This is a genomic window from Aeromonas sp. QDB54 (assembly GCF_027707385.1).
Taxonomy (GTDB): Bacteria; Pseudomonadota; Gammaproteobacteria; order Enterobacterales; family Aeromonadaceae; genus Aeromonas; species Aeromonas hydrophila.
The window spans coordinates 77,415-102,094 of sequence record NZ_JAPCIT010000013.1 but is presented as its reverse complement, the minus strand read 5'-3'; the positions used below and the strand labels follow the sequence as shown (position 1 = coordinate 102,094).

Genomic DNA, 24,680 nt, shown 5'->3' with positions numbered 1-24,680 from the left:
CTATCCCCTCTGCAATAGGCCCGGATCACAGTTCTTGCTAAAACTTTCGGGGGATCTGTGCCATAATACGCGCCATTTGACAGATCAACCGGGACATTCCAGTGCTTTCGAGTAACAACATCACCATGCAGTTCGGCGCCAAGCCGCTGTTTGAGAACATCAGCGTCAAGTTTGGCGGCGGCAACCGCTACGGCCTTATCGGTGCCAACGGCTGTGGCAAGTCCACCTTTATGAAGATCCTCGGCGGCGATCTGGAGCCCACTGGCGGTAATGTGAGCCTGGACGTCAACGAACGCATCGGTAAGCTGCGTCAGGATCAGTTCGCCTACGAAGAGATGCGCGTACTGGACGTGGTCATGATGGGTCACACCGAGCTGTGGGCCGCCATCGCCGAGCGCGATGCCATCTACGCCAACCTGGAAGCGACCGACGATGACTACATGAAGGCCGCCGAGCTGGAAGGTCTGGTCGCCGAGTATGACGGCTATACCGCCGAATCCCGCGCAGGCGAGCTGCTGCTGGGTGCCGGCATTCCCATCGAGCAGCACAACGGCCCGATGAGCGAAGTAGCACCGGGCTGGAAACTGCGGGTGCTGCTGGCACAGGCGCTGTTCTCCAACCCCGACATTCTGTTGCTGGACGAACCGACCAACAACCTGGACATCAACACCATTCGCTGGCTGGAACAGGTGCTCAACGATCGTGAAAGCACCATGATCATCATCTCTCACGACCGTCACTTCCTGAACTCCGTCTGCACCCACATGGCGGATCTGGACTACGGCGAGCTGCGCGTCTACCCAGGCAACTACGACGAGTACATGACGGCCGCCACCCAGGCCCGTGAGCGCCTGCTGGCCGACAACGCCAAGAAGAAGGCCCAGATCGCCGATCTGCAATCCTTCGTGTCGCGTTTCAGCGCCAACGCCTCCAAGTCCAGCCAGGCCACCTCCCGCCTCAAGCAGATCGACAAGATCAAGATTGAGGAAGTGAAGGTCTCCAGCCGGCAGAACCCCTTCATCCGCTTCGAGCAGGAGAAGAAGCTCTACCGCAACATCCTGGAGATCGAAGGCGTCTCCAAAGGCTATGGCGAGGCCCCGCTGTTCAAGGGCCTCAACATGATGCTGGAAGTGGGTGAGAAGGTCGCCATTCTGGGTACCAACGGTATCGGTAAATCCACCCTGATCAAAACCCTGGTAGGCGCGCTGGCACCGGACACCGGCACCATCAAGTGGTCCGAAAACGCCCAGATCGGTTACTACGCCCAGGATCACGCCGAGGACTTCGACACTGATCTCAACGTGTTCGACTGGATGGCCCAGTGGAAACAGGAGAACGAAGACGAGCAGGCGGTACGCTCCGTACTGGGCCGTCTGCTGTTCTCCCAGGACGACATCAAGAAGCCGGTCAAGGTGCTGTCAGGTGGTGAGCAGGGCCGCATGCTGTTTGGCAAGCTGATGATGCAGCGCCCCAACATCCTGATCATGGATGAGCCGACCAACCACCTGGACATGGAATCCATCGAATCCTTGAACCTGGCGCTGGAGATGTACAAGGGCACCCTGATCTTCGTCTCCCACGACCGTGAGTTCGTCTCCTCCCTGGCGACCCGCATCCTGGAGCTGACTGAAGATGGCATCCGCGACTTCGGCGGCACCTACGAGGATTACCTGCGCACCCAGGGCGTGGTATAACCCCCTCCTGCTCGCATATCCCGTCAATGAAAACCGGCACCTCAGTGCCGGTTTTTTTATGCCTGTGATTCTGCTGGACGATGCGGAACATCCCGTGCGCCATATGCCCTTCCCCCTGCCAGGACTGGATTGTCATCCCTCCAGCAAGGAGACCGAACGGCGCCTCGCAGATAAAGAAACGGCCCCATCAAGGGGCCGTTTTCACATGGATTGGGATCGGTTCGACTTATTCGACCGTGGCTTCCACATCGGTGAAGTACTCGATCTTGGCAGACTTGCGCAGCTCGTCGATGAGAGACTTGTAGCTTACCTGAGCCTTGCCCTGACCCAGCTGGCCTTGCAGCAGCTTGGCCATGCCGGACGGCTCCTTGGCGACAGTCACCTTGTCCAGGGCCACCACCACGCGGTCGCCATTGGCTTCGGTCACCAGCTCGACGCTCGGCTTGCCGTCAATCGGATGAGGCATGCGGAAGGCCTGCGCCACCAGGTTCTGATCCAGATCCTGAGCGAAGCGGGCTACCCCGTCATGATTCTCCACCTTCAGACCCAGCGCGGTCAGCTCGGCCTGGATATTCTCGCCAGCCTTGAGCTTGTCCAGCAGACCCTGCGCCTTGCCACGGGCCACTTCACTGGCCTTGTCGTGCTTGATGGCTGCAATCACCTGGTCTTTCACCTCCGCCAGCGGTTTGGCCGCTTTCGGCTGGTGACCGGTGATGTGCATGACCAGCGCCTTGCCATCCGCCAGCTCGATCACGTCGGAGTTGGTGTTGTCATCGCGCAGCTGCTCGGAGAAGGCGGCGGAGAGTGCCTTGGGATCGTTCAGCGGTGCCGGTGCATCAGCCTGGCTGAAGTAACCGGTGGACTGCACCTTGAGACCCATGGTGTCGGCGGTCAAGTCCAGCGAATCCGGGTTCTCGAAGCTGCTGTCGGCCATCTTCTGCTGCTCGGCAAAGAACAGCTCCTTGGCCTTGTCCGCCTGCAGACGGCTGATGGTCTCTGCTTTCACATCGGCAAACGGCTTGGTCTGGGCCGGTTCAACCCCCAGCAGCTTGATGACGTGGAAACCGAACGGGCTCTTCACCACGGTGGAGAGATCGCCGGCCTTGGTCAGTGCAAACGCGGCCTTCTCGAACGCCGGATCCATCACCCCTTTCTCGAACCAGTCCAGCTCGCCGCCTTTTTTGGCGGAGAAGGTATCGGAGGAGTCGGCCTTGGCCAGCGCGGCGAAATTGTCACCGGCCTTGGCTTTGGCCAGCACGGCCTCGGCCTTCTGCTCGGCGGCTTTCTCGTCCTTGCCGAACGGGATCAGGATATGAGCCACATGACGACGCTCGGCACGCTGGAACAGATCCTGGTGCTGATCGTAGTAATCCTGGGCATCCTGCTCGCTCACCTTGACGTCTTTGCCAAGGGTGGCGGCGTCCAGCAGCAGGTAGTCAACCTTGACCTGCTCATCATTCATGAAGTGGCTGCTGTTGGCCTTGTAGTACTGCTCCACCTCTTCATCGGAGACTTTCACGTCCCCCAGATAGGCAGATGCGGCCAGACGCACCAGACGCAGATCGCGAGTCTGGTTGTAGAGCTTGTCCAGTTGCTCGGCTTCGCCCTTGAGTGCAAATTCGGTGCCCAGCAGGGCGCCCATCAGTTGCTGGCGAACCATGTCCTGGCGCAGGGAGTCACGAAACATCTCCGGGGTCATGCCAGCGCGGCGGATCAGCTGCAGATAGCGATCGTTGTTGAACTTGCCATCTTCGGCAAACTCGGGCATGGCGACGATGGCCTGCTTGATCTGCTCATCGCTGACGCGCAGACCCAGTTCACGAGCCTTGCTGTCGAACAGAGCCTGATCGATCAGACGGTCCAGCACGCCACGGCGGAACTGCTTCATGTAGTCAGGATTGGCGGCCAACTGGCTGAAAGACTCCCCCATTTGGGATTCCATGCGGGCCCGCTCGTTGCGATAGGCATTTTCCAGCGCAGCGGAGCTGATGTCATTGCCGTTGACGGTGGCGGGGGCGGTACGAGCCGGGCCGTTGAGGTAGCTACCTACACCGGCCAAGGCAAAGGAGAGGATGATCAGGCCCAAGATAACCTTGGCTACCTTGCCCTGCGCCCCTTCGCGTAGTTTATCCAACATCATGTTTGTACTTATGCTCCCGAACTCGATGGGCGTAAATAATGAAAAGGCGCACCGATTGCGATGCGCCTTGGTCAATCAGTATGAGGGAGAGCCCTCTCACTTGTCTGGTCTGTGACCAAGGACGGTGGCCGATGTGATATCAGCGCCCGGCTTAGTTGACAGCGTCTTTCAGGGCCTTACCGGCTTTGAAGGCAGGAACTTTACCAGCGGCGATTTCGATGGTCGCGCCAGTTTGCGGGTTACGGCCAGAACGGGCAGCACGCTCGCGCACGGCGAAAGTACCGAAACCTACCAGAGCAACCTGGTCACCCTCTTTCAGGGCTTCACCTACGGCGTCAATGAAAGCATCCAGCGCACGGCCAGCAGCGGCTTTGGAGATATCAGCACCGTCTGCAATCTTGTCAATCAGTTGAGATTTATTCACTCTTATATTCCCCTTTTATCGAACATCGCTGCGGCGCCGATTTCCCTGGCCACAACAAGTGGAGGTTTTATAGCAAGCCTCCTGATCAGTTGCAAGTGACAATCTAGCGCAAACCCGCGCCACATCACGCATTGCGACTCATCATGAGTACCCGATCGGTGGTCAAGGCTACTTCCGTTATCCGGCGCATGCAAGCCTTAACCACCCCCCGAATGCGCCAAATTTGCGGCGCATCAACATTTACACGACAGAAACGCGCTCAAACCCTTGTGGATTGTCCTGCAACGCCAGTTCCAGCACCTCGTCAATCCAGCGAACCGGATAGATTTCAAGGTCTTGTTTGACGTTGTCCGGGATCTCCTCGAGGTCACGCTCGTTCTCTTTCGGGATCAGCACCCGCTTGATGCCACCGCGATGGGCGGCCAGCAGCTTCTCTTTGAGACCGCCAATCGGCAGCACTTCGCCGCGCAGGGTGATCTCCCCCGTCATGGCCACATCAGCACGAACCGGATTACCGGTCAAGCTGGAGACCAGGGCGGTACACATGGCGATACCGGCGCTCGGACCGTCTTTCGGGGTCGCCCCTTCCGGTACGTGCACGTGGATATCGCGCTTCTCGTAGAAGTCGGCATTGATGCGCAGCTTCTCGGCACGGGCCCGAACCACCGTCATGGCGGCCTGGATGGACTCCTGCATCACGTCACCCAGGGAACCTGTGTAGGTGAGCTTGCCCTTGCCCGGCATGTTGGTGGTCTCGATGGTGAGCAGATCGCCCCCCACTTCGGTCCACGCCAGACCACACACTTGACCCACCTGGTTCTGGTCGGTGGCCTTGCCGTAGTCAAAGCGCTGCACCCCGAGGAACTCCTTGAGGTTGGCCTGATTGACTTGAACATGCTTGATGCTCTTGTCCAGCAGGATGCGCTTGACCGCTTTGCGACAAATCTTGGAGATCTCGCGCTCCAGGCTACGCACCCCCGCCTCGCGGGTGTAGTAGCGGATCACCCCGACCAGAGCGGAATCCTCGATGGTGATCTCGGACTCTTTCAGGCCGTTGCGCTGGATCTGCTTGGAGACCAGATGCTGCTTGGCGATGTTGAGCTTCTCATCTTCGGTATACCCGGAGAGGCGGATCACTTCCATCCGGTCCAGCAGCGGACCCGGGATGTTCATGGAGTTGGAGGTGGCCACGAACATCACGTCCGACAGGTCATAATCCACTTCCAGATAGTGATCGTTGAAGCTGTTGTTCTGCTCGGGATCCAGCACTTCCAGCAGGGCTGAGGCGGGATCGCCACGCATGTCCGAGCTCATCTTGTCGATTTCATCGAGCAGGAACAGCGGGTTCTTCACCCCGACTTTCGCCATCTTCTGGATGAGCTTGCCGGGCATGGAGCCGATGTAGGTACGGCGGTGACCGCGGATCTCCGCCTCGTCACGCACCCCGCCCAGCGCCATGCGCACGTATTTGCGACCGGTCGCCTTGGCGATGGACTGACCGAGCGAGGTCTTGCCCACGCCGGGAGGCCCTACCAGACAGAGGATGGGGCCCTTGAGCTTGTTGACGCGCGCCTGCACCGCCAGATACTCGAGAATGCGATCCTTGACCTTCTCCAGGCCATAGTGATCGGCATCCAGCACCTCTTGCGCCTTGCCCAGGTCTTTCTTGACCTTGGAGCGCGCCTTCCACGGCACCTGTACCATCCAGTCGACGTAGCTGCGCACCACGGTGGCCTCGGCCGACATGGGCGACATCATCTTCAACTTGGCCAGCTCGGCCTGCGCCTTCTCACGGGCATCTTCCGGCATGCCGGCCTCTTCAATCTTGCGATTGAGGGCTTCGAATTCATCCGGACTGTCTTCCAGCTCACCCAGCTCTTTCTGGATGGCCTTCATCTGCTCGTTGAGGTAGTACTCGCGCTGGCTCTTCTCCATCTGCTTCTTGACCCGGGAGCGGATGCGTTTCTCGACCTGCAGCAGGTCAATCTCCGACTCCATCATGGCCATCAGAAACTCGATGCGCTCGGACACGGAGGCGATTTCCAGCACCTTCTGCTTGTCTTCGAGCTTGAGCGGCATGTGGGCAGCCATGGTATCGGCCAGGCGCGCCGCATCGTCGATCGCCGATATCGAGGTGAGCACCTCGGGCGGGATCTTCTTGTTGAGCTTGATATAGCCTTCGAACTGACCGATGGCGGAGCGCACCAGCACATCCTGGTCCTTCTCCTCAATCGCCTTGGAGGCGATGTACTGCGCCTCGCCAACGAAGAAGTCCCGGTCGTCGATCATCCGCTCAAGACGGGCACGCTGGCCCCCTTCCACCAGCACCTTGACGGTGCCATCGGGCAGCTTGAGCATCTGTAGAATATTGGCCACTGTCCCGACGGAGAAGATCTCCTCCACCGTCGGCTCATCGGTTGACGCATCCTTCTGGGCCACCAGCAGAACTTTCTTGTCCTGCTCCATGGCCGCTTCCAGACAGCGAATGGATTTTTCCCGCCCCACAAAGAGTGGAATGACCATGTGGGGGTAAACCACCACGTCACGAAGAGGCAGGACGGGAATCTCGATGCGTTCTGAACGCTCTAGGTTCATATATGTCCTCTCGGCTTGTTATACCGTTGGCAAAGCGCTTGGCTGAGTATATGGGGGCGCTTAGATGAGATTCAATCGCCGAAACCGCAAAAAGCATGAAAGGGGCAAAAAGCCCCTTTCATTTGATTAAAAATCAGACATTTACTCTGATGCGGCGGCCTGGGTCTCGGGATTTTCGTAGATCATCAAGGGCGCGGAGTCCCCTTTGATCACGGTTTCGTCGATCACCACCTTGCTGACACCGTCCAGCGACGGCAGGTCATACATGGTATCGAGCAGCACGGCTTCCACGATGGAACGCAGACCGCGGGCGCCGGTTTTACGCTCCATCGCCTTGCGGGCAATGGCGTTCAACGCGTCGTCACGGAACTCCAGTTCCACCCCTTCCAGATCGAACAGCGCGGCATACTGCTTGGTCAGCGCGTTCTTCGGCTCTTTCAGGATCTGGATGAGGGCTGCCTCGTCCAGCTCGGTCAGGGTCGCTACCACCGGCAGACGACCGATGAACTCGGGGATCAGACCGTATTTGATCAGATCTTCCGGCTCCACCTTGGCAAAGCTCTCGCTCAATGTCGCCTTGGCGCTCTTGGACTTGACCTCGGCACCAAAACCGATGCCGGTGCCCTTGACGGAGCGCTGCTCGATCACCTTGTCCAGACCGGCAAAGGCACCGCCGCAGATGAACAGGATCTTGGAGGTATCAACCTGCAAGAACTCCTGTTGCGGGTGCTTGCGACCACCTTGCGGCGGCACGGAAGCGATGGTCCCTTCGATCAGCTTGAGCAGGGCCTGCTGCACCCCTTCCCCGGACACGTCGCGGGTGATGGAGGGGTTGTCCGACTTGCGGGAAATCTTGTCGATCTCGTCGATGTAGACGATGCCACGCTGGGCCTTCTCTACGTCGTAGTCGCACTTTTGCAGCAGCTTCTGGATGATGTTCTCCACGTCCTCGCCCACATAACCGGCTTCGGTCAGGGTGGTGGCATCGGCCATGGTGAAGGGAACGTCCAGCAGACGAGCCAGGGTTTCCGCCAGCAGGGTCTTGCCGCTGCCGGTCGGACCGATCAGCAGGATGTTGGATTTGCCCAGCTCCACACCACCGGACTCGCTGCCGCTGCGCAGCCGCTTGTAGTGGTTGTAGACGGCTACCGCCAGCACCTTCTTGGCGTACTCCTGCCCGATCACATAGTCATCCAGATGAGCGCGGATTTCATGAGGGGTCGGCAGCTCGCTACCATCGCGCTTAGGCGAGATCTCGCGGATCTCTTCGCGGATGATGTCGTTGCACAGCTCGACACACTCATCACATATGTAGACGGAAGGGCCAGCGATCAGCTTGCGCACTTCATGCTGGCTTTTGCCGCAAAAAGAGCAGTAGAGCAGCTTATCACCCTCACCCTTGCGTTTTTCTGTCATTCAGCAACCTCGTTTTATCAATAGAGGATGGATTGTCCTGTTGAGTTTACAACAGTCCGGAACACCCTGCCCATGCCTGATCTGCCGATTGAGGGCATCATCAAACAAGATGATGCCCTCGACGATGATACGGGCTAGCTCGTGGCTCAGCCGCGGCGGCTCAGGACACCGTCAACCAGGCCATAAGCCACGGCCTGCTCGGCCGACATGAAGTTGTCACGGTCGGTGTCACGCTCGATGGTGGCCATGTCCTGACCGGTATGGAAGGCCAGGCGCTCGTTCAGGGTATTCTTGATCTTCAGGATCTCCTGGGCATGGATCTGGATATCAGATGCCTGGCCCTGGAAACCGCCCAGCGGCTGGTGGATCATCACGCGGGCATTGGGCAGGCAGAAACGCTTGCCCTTGGCACCACCGGCCAGCAGGAAGGCACCCATGGAGCAGGCCTGCCCCATGCACACCGTGCTGACGTCCGGCTTGATGAACTGCATGGTGTCATAAATGGACATACCGGCCGTGACGGCCCCACCCGGAGAGTTGATGTAGATGCTGATGTCCTGATCCGGATTTTCAGATTCTAGGAACAGCAGCTGAGCCACCACCAGATTCGCCATGTGATCTTCAACCTGACCGGTCAGGAAGATCACCCGCTCCTTCAGCAGACGAGAATAGATGTCGTAGGAACGCTCCCCTTTCGCGGTTTGCTCTACCACCATCGGGATGAGCGCATTGCGTGGGGATTCAGTCACATCGTTATAGTTCTTGTACATAAGGCATTGTCCCTAAAATAAAATGGCCCGAGTGGAGATCACACGAGCCATTATACTTAACAGTCTTGACCTTAAGTCAAATGTTCTTAGGCAGCGGCACCGGACTTGTTGATCACTTCGTCAAATGCAACTTCCTTCTCGGTCACCTGAGCCTTGGACAGGATCAGGTCGATGGCTTGATCTTCGACTGCCAGGTTGCGAACGCCGTTCAGCATCTGTTCGTTCTTCTGGTAGTACTCGATCACTTCCTTCGGATCTTCGTAGGCAGTGGCCATGGATTCGATAATGCTGTTGACGCGCGCTTCATCAGCCTTGATCTCGTTGGTACGGATCACGTCGCCCAGCAGCAGACCTACGCGTACACGACGCTCGGCCTGGCCCTGGAACAGCTCGGCCGGCAGTTCAGGAGCGTTGCCGCCCTGGAAGCCGCCGAAACGCTGCAGTGCCTGCTGACGCAGGGCATCGATTTCCTGAGCAACAGCAGCCTTCGGCAGATCGATCTGGTTGGCTTCAACCAGACCGTTCAGAACCTGCTCTTTCACGCTGTTTTTCAGGGCTTGAGCCAGTTCGCGCTCCATGTTCTTGCGCACTTCGGCTTTCAGCTCTTCAACGTTGCCGCTTTCGATGCCGAAACGCTTGACGAACTCTTCGGTCAGCTCAGGCAGGATCTGCTCTTCAACCTTGTTCAGCTTGGAAGCGAACTTGGCAGCTTTGCCTTTCAGGTTTTCAGCGTGGTAGTCAGCCGGGAAGGTCACGTCGATGGTGAACTCGTCGCCTGCTTTCTTGCCCATGATGGCGTCTTCGAAGCCCGGGATCATGCGACCGGCACCCAGTACCAGGTTGAAGCCTTCGGCCTTGCCGCCGTCGAACTCTTCACCGTCGATGGAACCGACGAAGTCCATGGTCACACGCATGCCATCGGCAGCGGCGGCGTCCACTTCACTCCAGGTAGCGTGCTGCTTGCGCAGGGTGTCGATCATGTTGGCCAGATCTTCATCCTTCACGGTAGCAACCGGCTTCTCGACCTTGATGGTCTCGAGGCCAGCCACTTCAAACTCGGGGTACACTTCGAAGGTCGCGGTGAATTCGAAGTCCTGACCTTCCTGGATCTCTTTCGGATCCATGGTCGGGGCACCGGCCGGGCTCAGTTTGTTTTCGATGATGGCCTTGATGAAGTTGCTCTGCATCATTTCGTCAGCAACGCGAGCATGAGCCATGGCGCCGAACATCTTCTTGATGATGGCAACCGGAGCCTTGCCAGGACGGAAACCGTCGATGCGACGGGTTTTGGCCAGGCCGTTCAATTCTTTGCGCACGGCGGCGTCAACGGTAGCGGCCGGTACGGTGATGGTAAGACGGCGTTCCAGACCCTGGGTTGTCTCTACAGAAACTTGCATTCTTCTACCTCGTTCAACTCAGCACTGCGTGCTGACCCTTTATTGCCCCTGGGCAAAGCCCGGAGTCTTCCTGTTTATAAAGACAACGACTGTCTTTGTGATGAGAAAATATGACGCGACATTATAGCGGCGCACTTTGATCGAGTCGAGCCACACGTCCCCCAACCGGGCAGGGGATGGCACAATTCCCGCCAAACTGCCCCTTATATGGGGAATAGCGGGGCCGACTTCAAGCACACAAGCCGCAAGAATTTGCACTTGCTCACCTTTTTTCGTGCAAGAGCCTACTTTTTCACCTCATATCTCTCCATCGAGGTCTCTTTTCGCCCCCTGCGACCCAAATTGTCCACCCCGCCCCTTCAACCATTGCGTCCATGACCATCGCTCGTTATGGTGGCAGCCATCTTGATAAGTCTGGAGTCACCGACATGGCCTTTTTCCGCTTATTGTTCAATCTGCTCTGGTTCGTACTGGGAGGCGTCTTCATGGGGCTGGCCTGGTGGTTGGCCGGGCTGATCTGTTTTATCTCCCTCATCGGGATCCCCTGGGGACGCGCCTGCTTCGTCATCGGCACCTTCACCTTCTTCCCGTTCGGCAAGCAGGCGGTCAACCGCAAGACCATGACCGGTCTGAGCGACATGGGTACCGGCACCATGGGGCTGATTGGCAACATCATCTGGTTCGTGCTGATCGGGATCTGGCTGGCCATCGGCCACATCGCCTCGGCGCTGGCCTGCTTCGTCACCATCGTCGGCATCCCGTTCGGCATCCAACACCTCAAGCTGGCGCTCATCAGCCTGGCCCCCATCGGCCAGATGATCGTCACCAATCAGGAGGCCGAATCCGGTCGTTATATTCGCTGAAGGCGATGCCGCCAGCCGTAAAAAAGGGCAGACTAGGGTCTGCCCTTTTTCATTGCCACTCTTCGAGGTCATCCATGCTGCCCAGCCACTTCTTCGCCAATCTCGCCCGCATGAAGCTCATCTACCGCTGGCCGCTGATGCGCAACATCCAGCCCGAAAACATCGCCGAGCACAGTTTGCAGGTAGCCATGGTGGCCCACGCCCTCGGCCTCATCAAAAACCGGCTCTTTGGTGGCAGCGTGGATGCCGATCGCGCCGCCGTCATGGCCCTCTACCACGACAGCAGCGAAGTGCTGACCGGCGATCTGCCCACCCCGGTCAAGTACTTCAATCCCGAGATTGCCCGCGAATACAAGAAGATTGAGCTGGCCGCCGAGCAGCGCCTGCTGGGCATGTTACCGCCGGAGCTGGTCGAGGATTTTCGCCCGCTGCTCGATTCAGCAGCCCAGGATGGCGAGCTGGCCAGACTGGTGAAGGATGCCGACACCCTCTGCGCCTATACCAAGTGCCTGGAAGAGATCAATGCCGGCAACCGGGAGTTCGAGCCGGCGCGCAAGCGCCTCGAGCAGATGCTGGCGGCCCGGATGAGCGACGAGATGCGCTACTTCATCGACATCTTCGTGGCGAGCTTCTCGCTGCCGCTGGATGAACTCAACGCCCACTAAACCAGCCAGATCCCCCAAACAGCAGGGCCCGCCGGTTTGCACCGGCGGGCCCTTCGTTTTTATCAGCAGCAAGATGCCGCCTATCAGTGCCCCAGCTCGCGCGACGGCACCAGCCCGCTTGCCCGCCAGGCGGGGTAGAGGGTGGCCAGCAGGCTCATCAGGATGGCGGCGCCGGTCACGATGAGCAAGTCCTGCATGTGCAGCTCGGTCGGCAGGAAGTCGATGAAGTAGATGTCCGGGTTGAGGAAACGGTGGCCAATGAGCTTCTCGATGCCCCCCAGGATCTGGGTCAGCTTGCTGGAGAGCAGGCCGCCCAGCAGGGCGCCGAGCAAGGCGCCCGCCACCCCGTTCACCATCCCCTGAATGACGAAGGTGAGCCGGATCTGGCCCGGGCTCGCCCCCATGGTCTTCAAGATGGCGATCTCGCTGCGCTTCTCGTTCACCGCCATCACCAGGGTGGAGACGATGTTGAAACAGGCCACCGCCACCACCATCAGCATCACCACGTACATCACGGTACGCACCATCTGGATGTCCTGATAGAGGTAGCCCTGCCGGCTCATCCAGCTGCTGATGTAGACGTAGTGCGGGAACTTCTGGGCGGCCGCCACCGTGATGGACTGCGCCTTGAGCACGTCGTTCACCTTGAGGCTGAAGCCCTCTACCGCACTGCCCATGCCGGTAATGGCCTGGGCATCCGCCAGATGCATGAAGCCGAGCACACCGTCCAGCTGGCCACCAATCTCGAGCAGCCCCACCACGGTGAGAGACTCGCGCTTCGGGTTCTTGATGCCGGCGGCATCGCCGCCCTGAGGTAGCAGCAGGGTGACAATATCCCCTATCTTGACCCCCAGCTTGTCGGCGATGGTCTTGCCGAGGATGAGGCCGTGCTCGCCGGCTTCCAGCTCGCGCAGACCGCGCCCCGTCATGTAGTTGCCCGCATCGGACAGATTGGCTTCCAGCTCCGGCAGCACGGCGCGCACCTGCAGTCCCTTGAGGGCACTGCCGTGCTCCAGCAGGCCGTCGAGCCGGATCACCGGGGCGGCAGCCTCCACCCCGGGCTGGGCCAGCAGGTAGTCCCGCAGCTTGGGCCAGTTGGGGAGCGGTGCCTCCATCCCCATCAGCTCGCCGTGGGGCACCACGGAGAGCACCCTGTTTTTAAGCTCCCGCTCAAAGCCGTTCATGGCAGAGAGCCCCAGGATCAGCGCCATCACCCCGAGGGCGATACCGATGAGAGAAGAGGCGGAGATAAAGGCGATGAAGCCGTTGCGACGGCGGGAGCGGCTGTAACGCAGGCCCAGAAACAGGGGCAGCGGTTTGAACATCAGGCGACCTCCGCCATCACGCCGCTCACCAGGGTCACCCGGCGATGGAGCTTGGCTGCCAGGCTGAGATCGTGGGTCACCACCACGAACGCGGTGCCGAGCTCGCGGTTGAGCTCGCAGAGCAGTTCATAGACGGCGGTGGCACTGGCGTGATCCAGGTTGCCGGTGGGCTCGTCTGCCAGCACCAGGCTGGGTTCGTTGACCAGGGCACGGGCGATGGCCACCCGCTGGCGCTCGCCACCGGAGAGCTCGGACGGTCGGTGGTTGAGACGGTGGGAGAGCCCTACCCGCCCCAGCATCCGGCTCGCCTTGTCGGTCGCGCTCTTCACCGACTCACCGGCGATCAGCAGCGGCATGGCGGCATTTTCCAGCGCGGTGAATTCGGAGAGCAGGTGGTGGAACTGGTAAACAAAACCCAGCTCCTGATTGCGAAACTTCGCCTGGGTACGGCTGTCCCAGCGATGGATGTCCTGCCCCTTGAACAGCACGGCGCCGCTGGAGGGGTTGTCGAGCGCCCCCATCAGGTGCAGCAGGGTAGTCTTGCCGGAGCCCGAGCTGCCCACCACCGCCAGCATCTCGCCGGGCGCCACGCTAAGATCGATGCCCTTGAGTACCTGGGTCTCCAGATCGCCCTCTTTATAGACATGGTTGAGGGCCTGACAGCGCAGCAGCGGCTCGCAGGAGACGGATTGATTCATAAAGGAGGCTCCACTTGCACCTGTAACAACGCTGGCGCCGGCAGCAACACCGGCACCAGTAACAACAGAAGATGAATTATTCATAACGCAGCGCCTCGGCCGGTTTGACCCGGGCCGCACGGGCCGCCGGGTAGAGGGTGGCGCTGAAGCTGAGCAGCACGGCGCCCAGCAAAATGGTCACGACCTGGGCGGGTTCGACGATGACCGGCAAGCCCGAGCCGCCGGCCGTCATGTAGAGGTTGAGCCCCACCGCATCGAGCAAGGGGTTGAGCCCCATGGAGAGCGCCAGTCCCGCCAGACCGCCGAACAGGGCGCCGATGACCCCGCTGGAGGCCCCCAGCACCATGAAGATCTTGACGATGCCCGCCTCGCTCATGCCCATGGTGCGCAGGATGGCCACCTCCCCTTCCTTGTCGGTCACCACCATCACCAGGGCGGAGAGGATGTTGAAGGTGGCGACTGCGATGATCAGCACCAGCATCAGCCCCATCATCCGTTTTTCCATGGCCACCGCCTGGAACAGCTCGCCGCGCTCGCGGCGCCAGTCCTGCCACTCCAGCCCGTCCGGCAGCGCCGTCTTCACCACCTCGTCGGCGGCGAAGGGGTCATCCAGCCAGAGGCGGATGCCGCCCACCTGATCCGCAGGCAACCGCAGCATGCGCTGGGCATCCCCCAGCGCAATCAGGGCGACCTGACTGTCCACATCGGCACCGACCCCGAAGATGCCGGAGACGGTAAAGAGGCGCTGGGCCGGCACCCGGCCAAACGGGGTGAAGCGAGTGCCTTCGGTCAGGATCAGACGGACCTGGTCGCCCATGGAGACCTTGAGGCGATTGGCCACCCCCTGCCCCAGCACTATGTGGTATTCGCCGGCCTGCAGGCTGTCCAGACGCCCCATCTGCATCTGGGCGTGCAGGATGTCGTCCTTGGGCCACTGGGCGGGATCGATGCCCTGCACGCTGACGCCGGTAAGCTGACCGGGGCTTTGCAGCATGCCTTCGCTGTCGAGCATGGGGGCATGGGCAATCACGTGCGGCAGCCTGGCCAGGTCGGGCAGGTCCTGCGGCGCGGCATCGATGCGCCCCGCCGGGCTGGTCACCACCACATGGGGGATCACCCCCAGGATGCGGCCCTTGAGCTGCCCTTCAAAACCGTTCATCACCGAGATGACCACCATCAGGGCGGCGACCCCGATGGCGATGCCAAAAGTGGAAAACAGGGAGATAAATGAAACGAAGCGATTGCTGCGTCGCGAGCCTGCATAACGCAGGCCGATGGCCAGCGACAGTGGCTGAAAAAGTCCAGTCTTCAAGGATATCTACATTGCCAACAAAATAAGATACCGGATAATAAAGGGAAACCGTCTATGACAACAAGGGATAGCCTCCATGCAGGAACAGTTCTTCAGTGTCACCCATGCCACACCGGTCAATGTGATCCCCATGCCCGGTGACTTTCATCTGCCCTCGCTGGAGGCACTGGAGGCCGAGCTGCCCGAACCGTTTCGCATCGCCTCCGCCATTACCTCCATCGACATGGTGACCAGCCGCCTGATCCGCAATCAGAACGATTCGATGCACGATCTGGTGGAGATCATCAACCAGCAGTCGCGCAAGATCGACATGATCATGGGCTATGTGCTGTCGGTGCAGGATCATCCGGAACATCGCTTCCACACCCTGCGCTTTGGCGCCGGCCAGCTGACCTACCTGCATCCGCGCCAGGGCCACGGCGAGGTGCCGCACCTGCACCAGATAGTGCGGCTCAAGATCTTCCTGCGCGAAGAGGCCTCCGCCATCTACTGCTACGGCCAGGTCAAGCAGCTGGAACCGAGCGAGCACGGCACCCACGTGATGCTCGACTATGTGCGGATCCGCGAGGATGACCGCGAACTGCTGGTACGTGCCAGCCTGCATATCCAGTCCAAACAACTCAAACTTCGTGCGCAAGACCGTCAACGTTAAAAGAATCGAATGATGCCAATGAAGCTTCCCGCCTTGCCCGCCAAGGCGGGCCAAAAGTTAACGCTCGGCCAGCTGACAGGCAGCAGCCTCTCGCTGATGGCCGCCCGCCTCACCCAGGAAGCGCATCGCCCCGTCCTGCTGGTGACCGCCGATACCCCGAGCGCCCTGCGCCTCGAACAGGAACTGCAATACCTGTTGGCCGACACCGGCTGTCCGGTGCTGCTGTTCCCGGACTGGGAGACCCTGCCCTACGACACCTTCTCCCCCCATCAGGACATCATCTCCCAGCGGCTCGAGACCCTCTACAAGCTGCCGCAGATGAGCAGCGGCGTGCTGATCGTGCCCATCTCCACCCTGATGCTGCGCACGGCGCCCCGGGTCTATCTCGACAAATACAGCCTGATGGTGAAAAGCGGTCAGCGCCTCAATCTGCAGCAGCTGCGCGCGCGCCTCGCCGAGGCGGGCTATGTGGCGGTGGAGCAGGTGCTGGAGCACGGCGAATTTGCCGCCCGCGGCTCCCTGCTCGATCTCTTCCCCATGGGCAGCAGCAGCCCCTATCGCATCGACTTCTTCGACGACGAGGTGGACTCCATCCGCCCCTTCGATCCCGAGACCCAGCGCTCCAGCGAGCCGGTCAAGAGCGTCAGTCTGTTGCCGGCCAGGGAGTTTCCCACCGACGAGGGGGCCATCGAGCTGTTTCGCGGCCAGTATCGCGAGCAGTTCGAGATCTCCCGCGCCGAGGGCTCCGTCTATCAGGAGGTGAGCAAGGGGCGCTGGCCGGCCGGCATCGAGTACTATCTGCCGCTCTTCTTCCAGCAGACCGCCAACCTGTTTGACCACCTGCCGGACAACACCCTGCTGCTGACCGTGGGGGAGATCTACCCCGCCGCCCAGCGCTTCTGGAACGACATCGCTCAACGCTACGAGGACAGGCGCTGGGACAATACCCGTCCCCTGCTGCCACCCCAGCAGATCTATCTGCCGGTGGAGCAGCTGTTTGCGGCGCTCGGCCAGTACGCGGCCGTGCGGCTGCAGGAGGCCCCCACCGCCGGTGATGCTGGCCAGCACGACCTGCCCATCTCGGCGCTGCCCGAGCTGCAGCTCGATCACAGCAAGGAGCAGCCGCTGCTGGCCCTCAACCAGTTCCTGCAAGGTTTTGCCGGCCGCACCCTGTTTGCGGTGGAGTCCGAGGGGCGGCGCGAAGTGCTGGGCGATCTGCTGGCCCGCATCGCGCTGCAGCCCAAGGAGTTCGCGTCACTCGACGCCTTCATTACCAGCAAGGCCCGTCACGGCCTGCTGGTGGCACCGCTTGAGCGCGGCTTCTTGCTGCGAGAGCCGGGGCAAGAGGAGCTCGCGCTCATCACCGAGACCGAACTGCTGGGCGGCAAGATCCGCAGCAAACGGCAACGGGAGAAGAGCAAGAACCTGAGCTCGGATGCGGTGATCCGAAACCTCGGCGAGCTGACCCAGGGTCAGCCGGTGGTGCACCTGGATCACGGGGTCGGCCGCTATCTGGGGCTGGAAACCATCGATGCCGGCGGCCTACCCACCGAGTTTCTGACCCTGGAATACGCCGGCGGCGACAAGTTGTTCGTGCCGGTCACCAGTTTGCACCTGATCAGCCGTTATACCGGCTCGGACAACCCGCCCAGCCACAAGCTCGGCGGCGAGGCCTGGGTCAAGGCCCGGCGCAAGGCGGCCGAAAAGGTGCGCGACGTGGCAGCCGAGCTGCTGGATGTCTATGCCATGCGGGCGGCCCGTCACGGTTTTGCCTTCAAACATGACCGCGAGGCCTATCGCCAGTTTGCCGCCGGCTTCCCGTTCGAGGAGACCGATGATCAGCTCAACGCCATCAATGCGGTGCTCGGCGACATGTGCCAGGCCAAGAGCATGGATCGGCTGGTGTGCGGCGACGTGGGCTTCGGCAAGACCGAAGTGGCGATGCGGGCGGCGTTTGTGGCAGTGCACGGCGGCAAGCAGGTGGCCGTGCTGGTGCCCACCACATTGCTCGCCCAGCAGCACTACGACAACTTCCGCGACCGCTTCGCCAACTGGCCGGTGCGGGTCGAGGTACTGAGCCGCTTCCGCTCCGCCAAGGAGCAGACCGCCGTGATGAAAGAGCTCGCCGAAGGCAAGGTCGACATCATCATCGGCACCCACAAGCTGCTCGGCGCCGAGCTCACCTTCAAGGATCTGGGGCTGCTCATCGTCGACGAGGAGCATCGCTTCGGGGTGCGCCAGAAGGAGAAGATCAAGGCGCTGCGGGCCGATGTGGACATCCTCACCCTCACCGCCACCCCCATTCCGCGTACCCTCAACATGGCGATGTCGGGCATGCGGGATCTCTCCATCATCGCCACCCCGCCCGCCAAGCGGCTGGCCATCAAGACCTTCGTGCGCCAGCAGGAGCCGGCGGTCACCCGCGAGGCGGTGCTGCGGGAATTGAAGCGCGGCGGCCAGGTCTACTACCTGCACAACGACGTGGAGAGCATCGAGAAGTGCGCGGCGGATCTTGCCGAGCTGGTGCCGGAGGCGCGCATCGGCATCGCTCACGGTCAGATGCGCGAGCGCGAGCTCGAGCGGGTGATGTCGGACTTCTACCACCAGCGCTTCAACCTGCTGGTCTGCACCACCATCATCGAGACCGGCATCGATGTGCCGAGCGCCAACACCATCATCATGGATCGGGCGGATCATCTCGGTCTGGCCCAGCTGCACCAGCTGCGGGGCCGGGTCGGTCGCTCCCACCACCAGGCCTATGCCTACCTGCTCACCCCCCATCCCAAACTGATGACCAAGGATGCGGCCAAGCGGCTGGAGGCCATTGCGTCCCTTGAAGATCTCGGCGCCGGCTTTGCACTGGCCACCCACGATCTGGAGATCCGCGGCGCCGGCGAACTGCTCGGTGACGATCAGAGCGGCCAGATTGAATCGGTCGGCTTCACCCTCTATATGGAGATGCTGGAGCAGGCGGTCGAGGCGCTGAAATCGGGCAAGGAGCCGTCGCTGGAACAGCTCATGAGCCAGCACACCGAGGTGGAGCTGCGCCTGCCGGCGCTGTTGCCGGACGACTATATTCCGGACGTCAACATGCGGCTCTCCATGTACAAACGGATCGCCAGCGCGGCGGACGAGCAGGAGCTGCGCGAACTGAAAGTGGAGCTGATCGACCGTTTCGGCCTGTTGCCGGAGCCGACCAAAACCCTGCTGGAGCTGGCCGCCTTCCGCCAGCGCGCCACGGCGCTGGGCATTCGCCGGGTGGAGATGAGCGAGCGCGGCGGCTATCTGGACTTTACCCAGGAAACCAAAGTCAACCCAGCCTATCTGGTCAAGCTGCTCTCCGAGCAGCCGCGCATCTACAAGATGGACGGGCCGACCCGGCTGCGCTTCCAGGTGCCGACCCAGGACAGGGCCATGCGCCTCAAGCTGGTGGACGGCCTGCTGGCGGATCTCGCCAGCCACGCCAGCCCCTGAGGGGCGGTGATGGGACGGCCAGCCGCTCGCCCAACTAAAACGGGAGCCTTGATGGCTCCCGTTTTTTATCCCGTGACGCTGGCCGTCATGCCTGATTGGCCGGGTTCTCGTGCGCGGAGAACTCCCGCATGAAGGCCTCGGCCCGATCCACCATCTTGGTGGAACCCACGAAATAAGGGGTACGCTGGTGCAGCGCGGTGGGCTGGATGTCCATGATGCGGCCAAAGCCGTCTGACGCCTTGCCACCGGCCTGCTCCACCAGGAACGCCATGGGGTTGCACTCATAGAGCAGGCGCAGCTTGCCGTTCGGCGAGTTGGTGCCGGACGGATAGATGTAGATGCCGCCCTTGAGCAGGTTGCGGTGAAAATCGGAGACCAGCGAGCCGATGTAGCGTGAGGTGTAAGGACGGTGGGTCGCCTCGTCCCGCTCCTGGCAATATTTGAGGTACTTCTTCACCCCGTCCGGGAACTTGATGTAGTTGCCCTCGTTGATGGAGTAGATCTTGCCCTCCTCCGGAATGCGGATGTTCTCGTGGGAGAGGCAGAAGCAGCCGATGGAGGGGTCGTAGGTAAAGCCGTTGACGCCAAAGCCGGTGGTGTAGACCAGCATGGTCGAGGAGCCGTAGACCACGTAACCGGCCGCCACCTGGCGGTTGCCCGGCTGCAGGAAGTCTTCCAGAGTGACGCCGGCGCCCGGCTTGCTGACCCGGCGGTAGATGGAGAAGATGGTGCCGACGGAGACGTTGACGTCGATGTTGGAGGAGCCATCGAGGGGGTCGATCAATACCACGTACTTGGAGTGACGAGAGAGCTCGGAATCGAAGGAGACGAAATCCTCCTCCTCTTCGGAGGCCATGCCGCACACTTCGCCACGGGCTTCCAGCGCCGCCTTGAAGCGCTCGTTGGCGTAGACGTCCAGTTTCTGCTGCACCTCGCCCTGCACGTTTTCAGCGCCCATGGAGCCGATGATGTCCGCCAGCCCCGCCTTGTTGATCTCCCGGTTCACCACCTTGGCGGCCAGGCGGATGGAGCTGAGCAGCGAGGTCAGCTCGCCGGTCGCGGTGGGGTAATCCGCCTGCTTTTTGACGATGAACTCGCCCATGGTGATCATGTTTCGCATTATTGTTCCTTTAAGATCGTTTCCGTTGGCTTTGAAAACGTTTGCACGCATAGACAAAAAAAGTGCCGATCCTCGGCAGCCTTGTTTTGTAACCTAATGTAACGCCTGTTTTTTGTTTTTGCAGCGAATTAAGCCGCTGAATAAATGCACATCTCCCCCACCTTTTTCGCCCGAAACAGCCCTCAATCTGGTTTCAATCGGTAACTTTTCCGATGTTAATTCGTGGCAAAAATTCACGAAGATGTCGCCATGAGGGTGGCAAGATCCCCGCCATGCCCCCTATCTGGGACCCATGCCATGGGAGACCTGTCTGCCTCTTGAGATCTCGCCATCAATCCCGCACACTGGCCCGGCTTTGGAAGCAAAAAAACATAAGGATATTCAATGAAAAGGACACTCATTGCCGGCACGGTTGCCGCCCTGTTCGCACTCCCCGCCCTGGCAGCCCAGGTGCCGGCCGGTACCAAGTTGCTGCCGGCAGAACAGCAAACCTTCATCCGCAACATAGGTACCGAACCCGCCTCCATCGACCCCCAGATGGTGGAAGAGAGCGCGGGCAGCGAAATCGTCAACGATCTGTTCGAGGGACTCTACACCCTGGACGGGGACGGCAAGCTGCAGCCTGCCGGCGCCCTGGGTTACCAGCTCGACCCCACGGGCACCGTCTACACCTTCAAGCTCAGACCCGATGCCAAATGGTCCAACGGCGAGCCGGTGACGGCGGCAGATTACGTCTATGGCTGGCAGCGGGCAGCGGATCCCAAGAATGCCTCCAACTACGCCTGGTTCATCGAGCTGACCGGCGTCACCAATGCCGCCGAGGTCATTCAGGGCAAACAGAGCCCGGATACGCTGGGCATAAAGGCGCTCGATGCCCATACCCTGCAGATCACCTTGAAAAACCCGGTGCCCTTCTTCCTGAAGACCCTCTCCCACTACACCACCTTCCCGGCGCCGAGGGCAACCATCGAGAAGTTCGGTCATGAGTGGGTCAAGCCGGGCAACATCGTCTCCAACGGGGCCTTCGTGCTCAAGGAGTGGACCCCCAACGAGCGTCTCATCTCCGAGCGCAACCCCCATTACTGGGACAACCAGCATACGGTGTTGAACAAGGTGTTCTATCTGGAGATCGTCTCCGACACCGCCGCCTACAACCGCTATCGCGCCGGCGAGCTGCACTACACCAGCTATCCGCTCGAGCAGTACAAGCAGCTCAAGCAGCAGAGCCCGCAGGAGCTGGTGAGCGTGCCGACCCTGGCCACCTACTACTACGTGTTCAACACCCAGCGCAAACCGTTCGACAATCCCAAGGTGCGCAAGGCGCTCTCCCTGGCCATCGACCGGGACACCATCACCGAGAAGCTCCTGGGGCAGGGTCAGATCTCCGCCTTCAGCCTGACGCCTCCCATAGTGGACGGCTTCGAGCTCAAGCGACCGGCCAGCGAGCAGATGAGCAAGGAGGAGCGGATCAAGCAGGCCAAGGCGCTGCTCGCCGAAGCGGGTTATGGCCCTGGCAAGCCGCTGGCTGTGGACATCCTCTACAACACCAATGAGGGGCACAAGAAGATAGCCTTGGCCATCTCCTCCATGTGGAAGCACAACCTGGGGGTGCAGGCCAAGCTCAACAACATGGAGTGGAAGACCATGGTGTCGGCCCTCAACGAAGGGGACTTCGGGGTCAGCCGCTACGCCTGGAACGGGGATTACAACGATGCCTCCACCTTCCTCGACATCATGACCTCCAGCAGCAGCGCCAACAGCGGCAAGTGGTTCAACAAGCAGTATGACGCCCTGCTGGCCAAGGCCCATGACGCCAGGGATCCGGCCGAACGCAACCAGCTCTATCAGCAGGCCGAGGCCCTGATCGATGCAGAAGCGCCCATCGCCCCGGTCTATTTCTACGTCAAGTCCCGCCTGCTCAAACCCAACATCAAGGGCTACCCCTATCAGAACCCGCAGGATCTGGTCTACTCGAAAGACCTCTATCTGACCGCGCAATAAGGTTCGCTACCCCGCAGACAAAAAGACCGCCTTTCGGCGGTCTTTTTTCTCACTCGTCCCGGCAGGCGGCCAACGCCACCCTGCGCCGGCGCAGCACCACAGGCTGCACCAGCAACTGGGCCAGCAGCACCCCAAACAGGGTCATGCCGCCGCCGATCAGATGATAACTGGTCAATTTCTCGCCGAGCCAGCTGATGGCCAGAGCGGCGGTCATCACCGGCAGCAGGTTCATGAAGATGGCGGTGCGGCTTGCCCCGAGCAGAGCGATGCCCTGCATCCACAGCCAGGGCGACAGGGCCGAGGTCGGGATCCCCGCATAGAGGATCAGCCAGAGTGCCCGGCCGTCCGGCCATTGCCCGTCCACCAGCAGGTAGAACGGGGTGAGAAACAGCAGGCTGCAGAGCACCTGGCCGTAGAGCATGGACCAGTTGTCGAGCCCCAGATCCCACTTCTTGAGCAACACGCTGTAAAGCGCATAGGTGCCCGCCGACAGCAGCATGTAGACGGAGCCGATGTGGATGCCCTGGGTAAAGAGACGGGCGGGATCCCCCTGCCCCAGCAAAATCGCCAGCCCCAGGATGGAGATGACGCCGCCAAGCAGCGCCCCCCAGGTAGGGCGCTCGTGCAGCAACCAGATGCTGAGCAGCACCGTCATCAAGGGGGTGAGCCCCATCATCAGGCCAATCTCGGTGGCCCCCAGGGTCTGCGCCGCGTAATAGCCGAAGGTCTGGTTGAGCACCATGCCAAGCAGGGCCAACGCCGCCAGCTGATAGAAGCCGGCGCGCAGCTTGGCGCGATCCCGCCAGGCTCGGTGCGCAAGGAACGGCGTCAAGATGATGGCGGCCACCATCCAGCGCGACCAGGCCAGCGCCGCCGGCGAGAGCACCCCCACCGCCAGTTTGCTGACGATGGCGTTGCCGGCCCAGATGGCCATGCAGGAGAAGGGAAACAAGAAGGCAAGTGGCATCACTATATCCAGAAAAAAGCAGCGGGTATTTCTGGCGGCAGTATAGGGGGGTCAACAGGATTAGCAAGCGCCGTGCCGCCAAGGCAGAATTGGCTGACATAAAGGGGTTCGAACAGCGCTGAAGAGGCCGGAGGGAGCCCAAAAACAGTCATGCCCGCACGGTGGCGGGCATGACGCGGATCAGCGAGGTGACGAAGCAATCACGCCGCATCCATGTGCAGTCTCGAGATCAACTCGTTGACCTCGACCACGGTCTGGCGGTGGGGAATGTCCGCCGACGTGGGCATCATCAGCAGGCCGGACTGGAAGTCAAAGCGTCCTCTGCCGTGGATGTAAATCCGCCCCTTGAAGAAGGTTTTGACATGTTTTGCCACCATCAGCGGCAGGTACTTCTTGAACACTCTCATCGTTTGCAACCTCTTGCAGTTGTATCCGTATGACAGCAGCTTCTGCGAAATAATTCCGTAAATTCTGTATAAAAATCCGGAAAAATCGCAACTCTCTTCCCCAAAAAACCAATCTATAACTTTTTATTAACTTTTAGCGTATTGTATGTGGTCCTTCCAACCAGAGCAAGACCCCCTTGCCATCTTGCCACTCGATACAGGCCAGACCTGAGGTGGCAAACATGGGGGCACCGGCTGCCGGACAGAGGCTCTGCACCAGATATCCCACCAGCGGCAGGTGGCTCACCATCAGAATGCTGTCGTGCTTGGCCGCCAGCGCGGTGAGGTAACTTGCCACGAAGGCCGGATCGCCATAGGGGGTGATGTCACCACTCTCTTCGACGGCCCCTGCCTTGGGTAATTCACTGCATATGCTCTGCCAGGTTTGTTTGGCGCGCAGATAGTTGCTGTGGATCACCCGATCCAGCTTGTCGCCAAGCTGAGGGGCCAGCCAGCGGGCCATGTGGATGGACTCTTCGATTCCCTGCTCGGTCAGTGGACGCTGTTCATCTGTTTTCGCATTCATGCCAGCCTGGCCATGACGCATGATGTAGATTTTCATTACAACCTCGCCCAACGGGCCTGTTTTGATAGCGGGGGGATCTTACCCCGCCATGCCGGGGGAAACAATTGCGCTACCTCTCAGAAAAGGGTTTGCCTCACCGGGTAGCGGGGTCGATAATCATGTTTAAATTCAAATAAATCCAACAAGAGTCACGCG

The 24,680-nt window shown here is 60.5% G+C and carries 19 protein-coding genes; 6 read left to right on the top strand and 13 right to left on the bottom strand.

Going from position 1 to position 24,680, the window contains the following annotated elements; all coding sequences use genetic code 11:
• Positions 1 to 101 precede the first annotated feature (101 nt).
• On the top strand, positions 102 to 1,694 hold the full coding sequence (locus PG881_RS14190) for an ABC-F family ATPase (protein ID WP_011705884.1): 1,593 nt from the start codon (positions 102 to 104) through the stop codon (positions 1,692 to 1,694).
• Positions 1,695 to 1,920: 226 nt separating this feature from the next.
• On the opposite strand, the gene ppiD is transcribed toward PG881_RS14190, so the two are convergent.
• The 6 genes from ppiD to tig all read right to left on the bottom strand — a co-directional run bounded on the left by ppiD (position 1,921) and on the right by tig (position 10,436).
• The gene (gene ppiD / locus PG881_RS14185; protein ID WP_270800784.1) at positions 1,921 to 3,834 is read right to left on the bottom strand and encodes a peptidylprolyl isomerase; all 1,914 of its coding nucleotides are present in this window, start codon (positions 3,832 to 3,834) and stop codon (positions 1,921 to 1,923) included.
• Positions 3,835 to 3,985: 151 nt separating this feature from the next.
• Positions 3,986 to 4,258 carry a nucleoid-associated protein HU-beta gene (hupB, locus tag PG881_RS14180; RefSeq protein WP_005315375.1) on the bottom strand — a complete coding sequence of 91 codons (273 nt, stop codon included), beginning with the start codon at positions 4,256 to 4,258 and terminating at the stop codon, positions 3,986 to 3,988.
• A gap of 240 nt (positions 4,259 to 4,498) precedes the next feature.
• Positions 4,499 to 6,853 (bottom strand): endopeptidase La, encoded by a 2,355-nt coding sequence (gene lon, locus PG881_RS14175; protein WP_011705882.1) that lies wholly within the window; start codon positions 6,851 to 6,853, stop codon positions 4,499 to 4,501.
• A 141-nt stretch (positions 6,854 to 6,994) separates the two neighbouring features.
• Positions 6,995 to 8,269 carry an ATP-dependent protease ATP-binding subunit ClpX gene (clpX, locus tag PG881_RS14170; protein ID WP_005301524.1) on the bottom strand — a complete coding sequence of 425 codons (1,275 nt, stop codon included), beginning with the start codon at positions 8,267 to 8,269 and terminating at the stop codon, positions 6,995 to 6,997.
• A 146-nt stretch (positions 8,270 to 8,415) separates the two neighbouring features.
• Entirely contained in the window at positions 8,416 to 9,039 is a 624-nt protein-coding gene (gene clpP / locus PG881_RS14165) for an ATP-dependent Clp endopeptidase proteolytic subunit ClpP (protein ID WP_005301526.1), read from the bottom strand.
• A gap of 86 nt (positions 9,040 to 9,125) precedes the next feature.
• A complete protein-coding gene (gene tig, locus PG881_RS14160) occupies positions 9,126 to 10,436 on the bottom strand; it encodes a trigger factor (RefSeq protein WP_016350912.1) in 1,311 nt (436 codons plus the stop codon).
• A gap of 428 nt (positions 10,437 to 10,864) precedes the next feature.
• On the opposite strand from tig, the gene PG881_RS14155 reads away from it, so the two are divergent.
• On the top strand, positions 10,865 to 11,299 hold the full coding sequence (locus tag PG881_RS14155) for a YccF domain-containing protein (RefSeq protein ID WP_076360631.1): 435 nt from the start codon (positions 10,865 to 10,867) through the stop codon (positions 11,297 to 11,299).
• Between the two features lie 74 nt (positions 11,300 to 11,373).
• Positions 11,374 to 11,964: a 5'-deoxynucleotidase gene (gene yfbR, locus PG881_RS14150; protein WP_011705878.1), complete on the top strand. Its 591-nt coding sequence runs from the start codon at positions 11,374 to 11,376 to the stop codon at positions 11,962 to 11,964.
• Between the two features lie 83 nt (positions 11,965 to 12,047).
• Here yfbR and lolE read toward each other — a convergent pair whose 3' ends face one another.
• The 3 genes from lolE to PG881_RS14135 all read right to left on the bottom strand — a co-directional run bounded on the left by lolE (position 12,048) and on the right by PG881_RS14135 (position 15,299).
• Positions 12,048 to 13,289, bottom strand: a complete 1,242-nt coding sequence (gene lolE / locus PG881_RS14145; RefSeq protein ID WP_270800778.1) for a lipoprotein-releasing ABC transporter permease subunit LolE — start codon at positions 13,287 to 13,289, stop codon at positions 12,048 to 12,050.
• The gene (gene lolD, locus PG881_RS14140; RefSeq protein WP_020480138.1) at positions 13,289 to 13,987 is read right to left on the bottom strand and encodes a lipoprotein-releasing ABC transporter ATP-binding protein LolD; all 699 of its coding nucleotides are present in this window, start codon (positions 13,985 to 13,987) and stop codon (positions 13,289 to 13,291) included. The genes lolE and lolD overlap by 1 nt, the downstream gene beginning before the upstream one ends.
• A gap of 76 nt (positions 13,988 to 14,063) precedes the next feature.
• Positions 14,064 to 15,299 (bottom strand): lipoprotein-releasing ABC transporter permease subunit, encoded by a 1,236-nt coding sequence (locus PG881_RS14135; protein ID WP_270800776.1) that lies wholly within the window; start codon positions 15,297 to 15,299, stop codon positions 14,064 to 14,066.
• Between the two features lie 76 nt (positions 15,300 to 15,375).
• Between PG881_RS14135 and PG881_RS14130 the strand changes: the two genes are divergently transcribed.
• Positions 15,376 to 15,951: a hypothetical protein gene (locus tag PG881_RS14130; RefSeq protein WP_011705874.1), complete on the top strand. Its 576-nt coding sequence runs from the start codon at positions 15,376 to 15,378 to the stop codon at positions 15,949 to 15,951.
• A 9-nt stretch (positions 15,952 to 15,960) separates the two neighbouring features.
• Complete coding sequence (mfd, locus tag PG881_RS14125) at positions 15,961 to 19,425, top strand: transcription-repair coupling factor (protein ID WP_270800774.1); 3,465 nt, start codon at positions 15,961 to 15,963, stop codon at positions 19,423 to 19,425.
• An 85-nt stretch (positions 19,426 to 19,510) separates the two neighbouring features.
• On the opposite strand, the gene fbp is transcribed toward mfd, so the two are convergent.
• A complete protein-coding gene (gene fbp, locus PG881_RS14120) occupies positions 19,511 to 20,545 on the bottom strand; it encodes a class 1 fructose-bisphosphatase (protein ID WP_024943968.1) in 1,035 nt (344 codons plus the stop codon).
• Positions 20,546 to 20,929: 384 nt separating this feature from the next.
• Here fbp and PG881_RS14115 point away from each other — a divergent pair, with 384 nt between their 5' ends.
• Positions 20,930 to 22,546 (top strand): peptide ABC transporter substrate-binding protein, encoded by a 1,617-nt coding sequence (locus tag PG881_RS14115; protein ID WP_270800772.1) that lies wholly within the window; start codon positions 20,930 to 20,932, stop codon positions 22,544 to 22,546.
• A gap of 49 nt (positions 22,547 to 22,595) precedes the next feature.
• Here PG881_RS14115 and PG881_RS14110 read toward each other — a convergent pair whose 3' ends face one another.
• The 3 genes from PG881_RS14110 to sixA form a co-directional block, all read right to left on the bottom strand.
• Entirely contained in the window at positions 22,596 to 23,513 is a 918-nt protein-coding gene (locus PG881_RS14110; protein WP_270800770.1) for a DMT family transporter, read from the bottom strand.
• 200 nt (positions 23,514 to 23,713) lie between these two features.
• Complete coding sequence (locus PG881_RS14105; protein WP_016350921.1) at positions 23,714 to 23,920, bottom strand: DUF1107 domain-containing protein; 207 nt, start codon at positions 23,918 to 23,920, stop codon at positions 23,714 to 23,716.
• A 133-nt stretch (positions 23,921 to 24,053) separates the two neighbouring features.
• On the bottom strand, positions 24,054 to 24,521 hold the full coding sequence (sixA, locus tag PG881_RS14100; RefSeq protein ID WP_011705868.1) for a phosphohistidine phosphatase SixA: 468 nt from the start codon (positions 24,519 to 24,521) through the stop codon (positions 24,054 to 24,056).
• Positions 24,522 to 24,680: the final 159 nt, after the last annotated feature.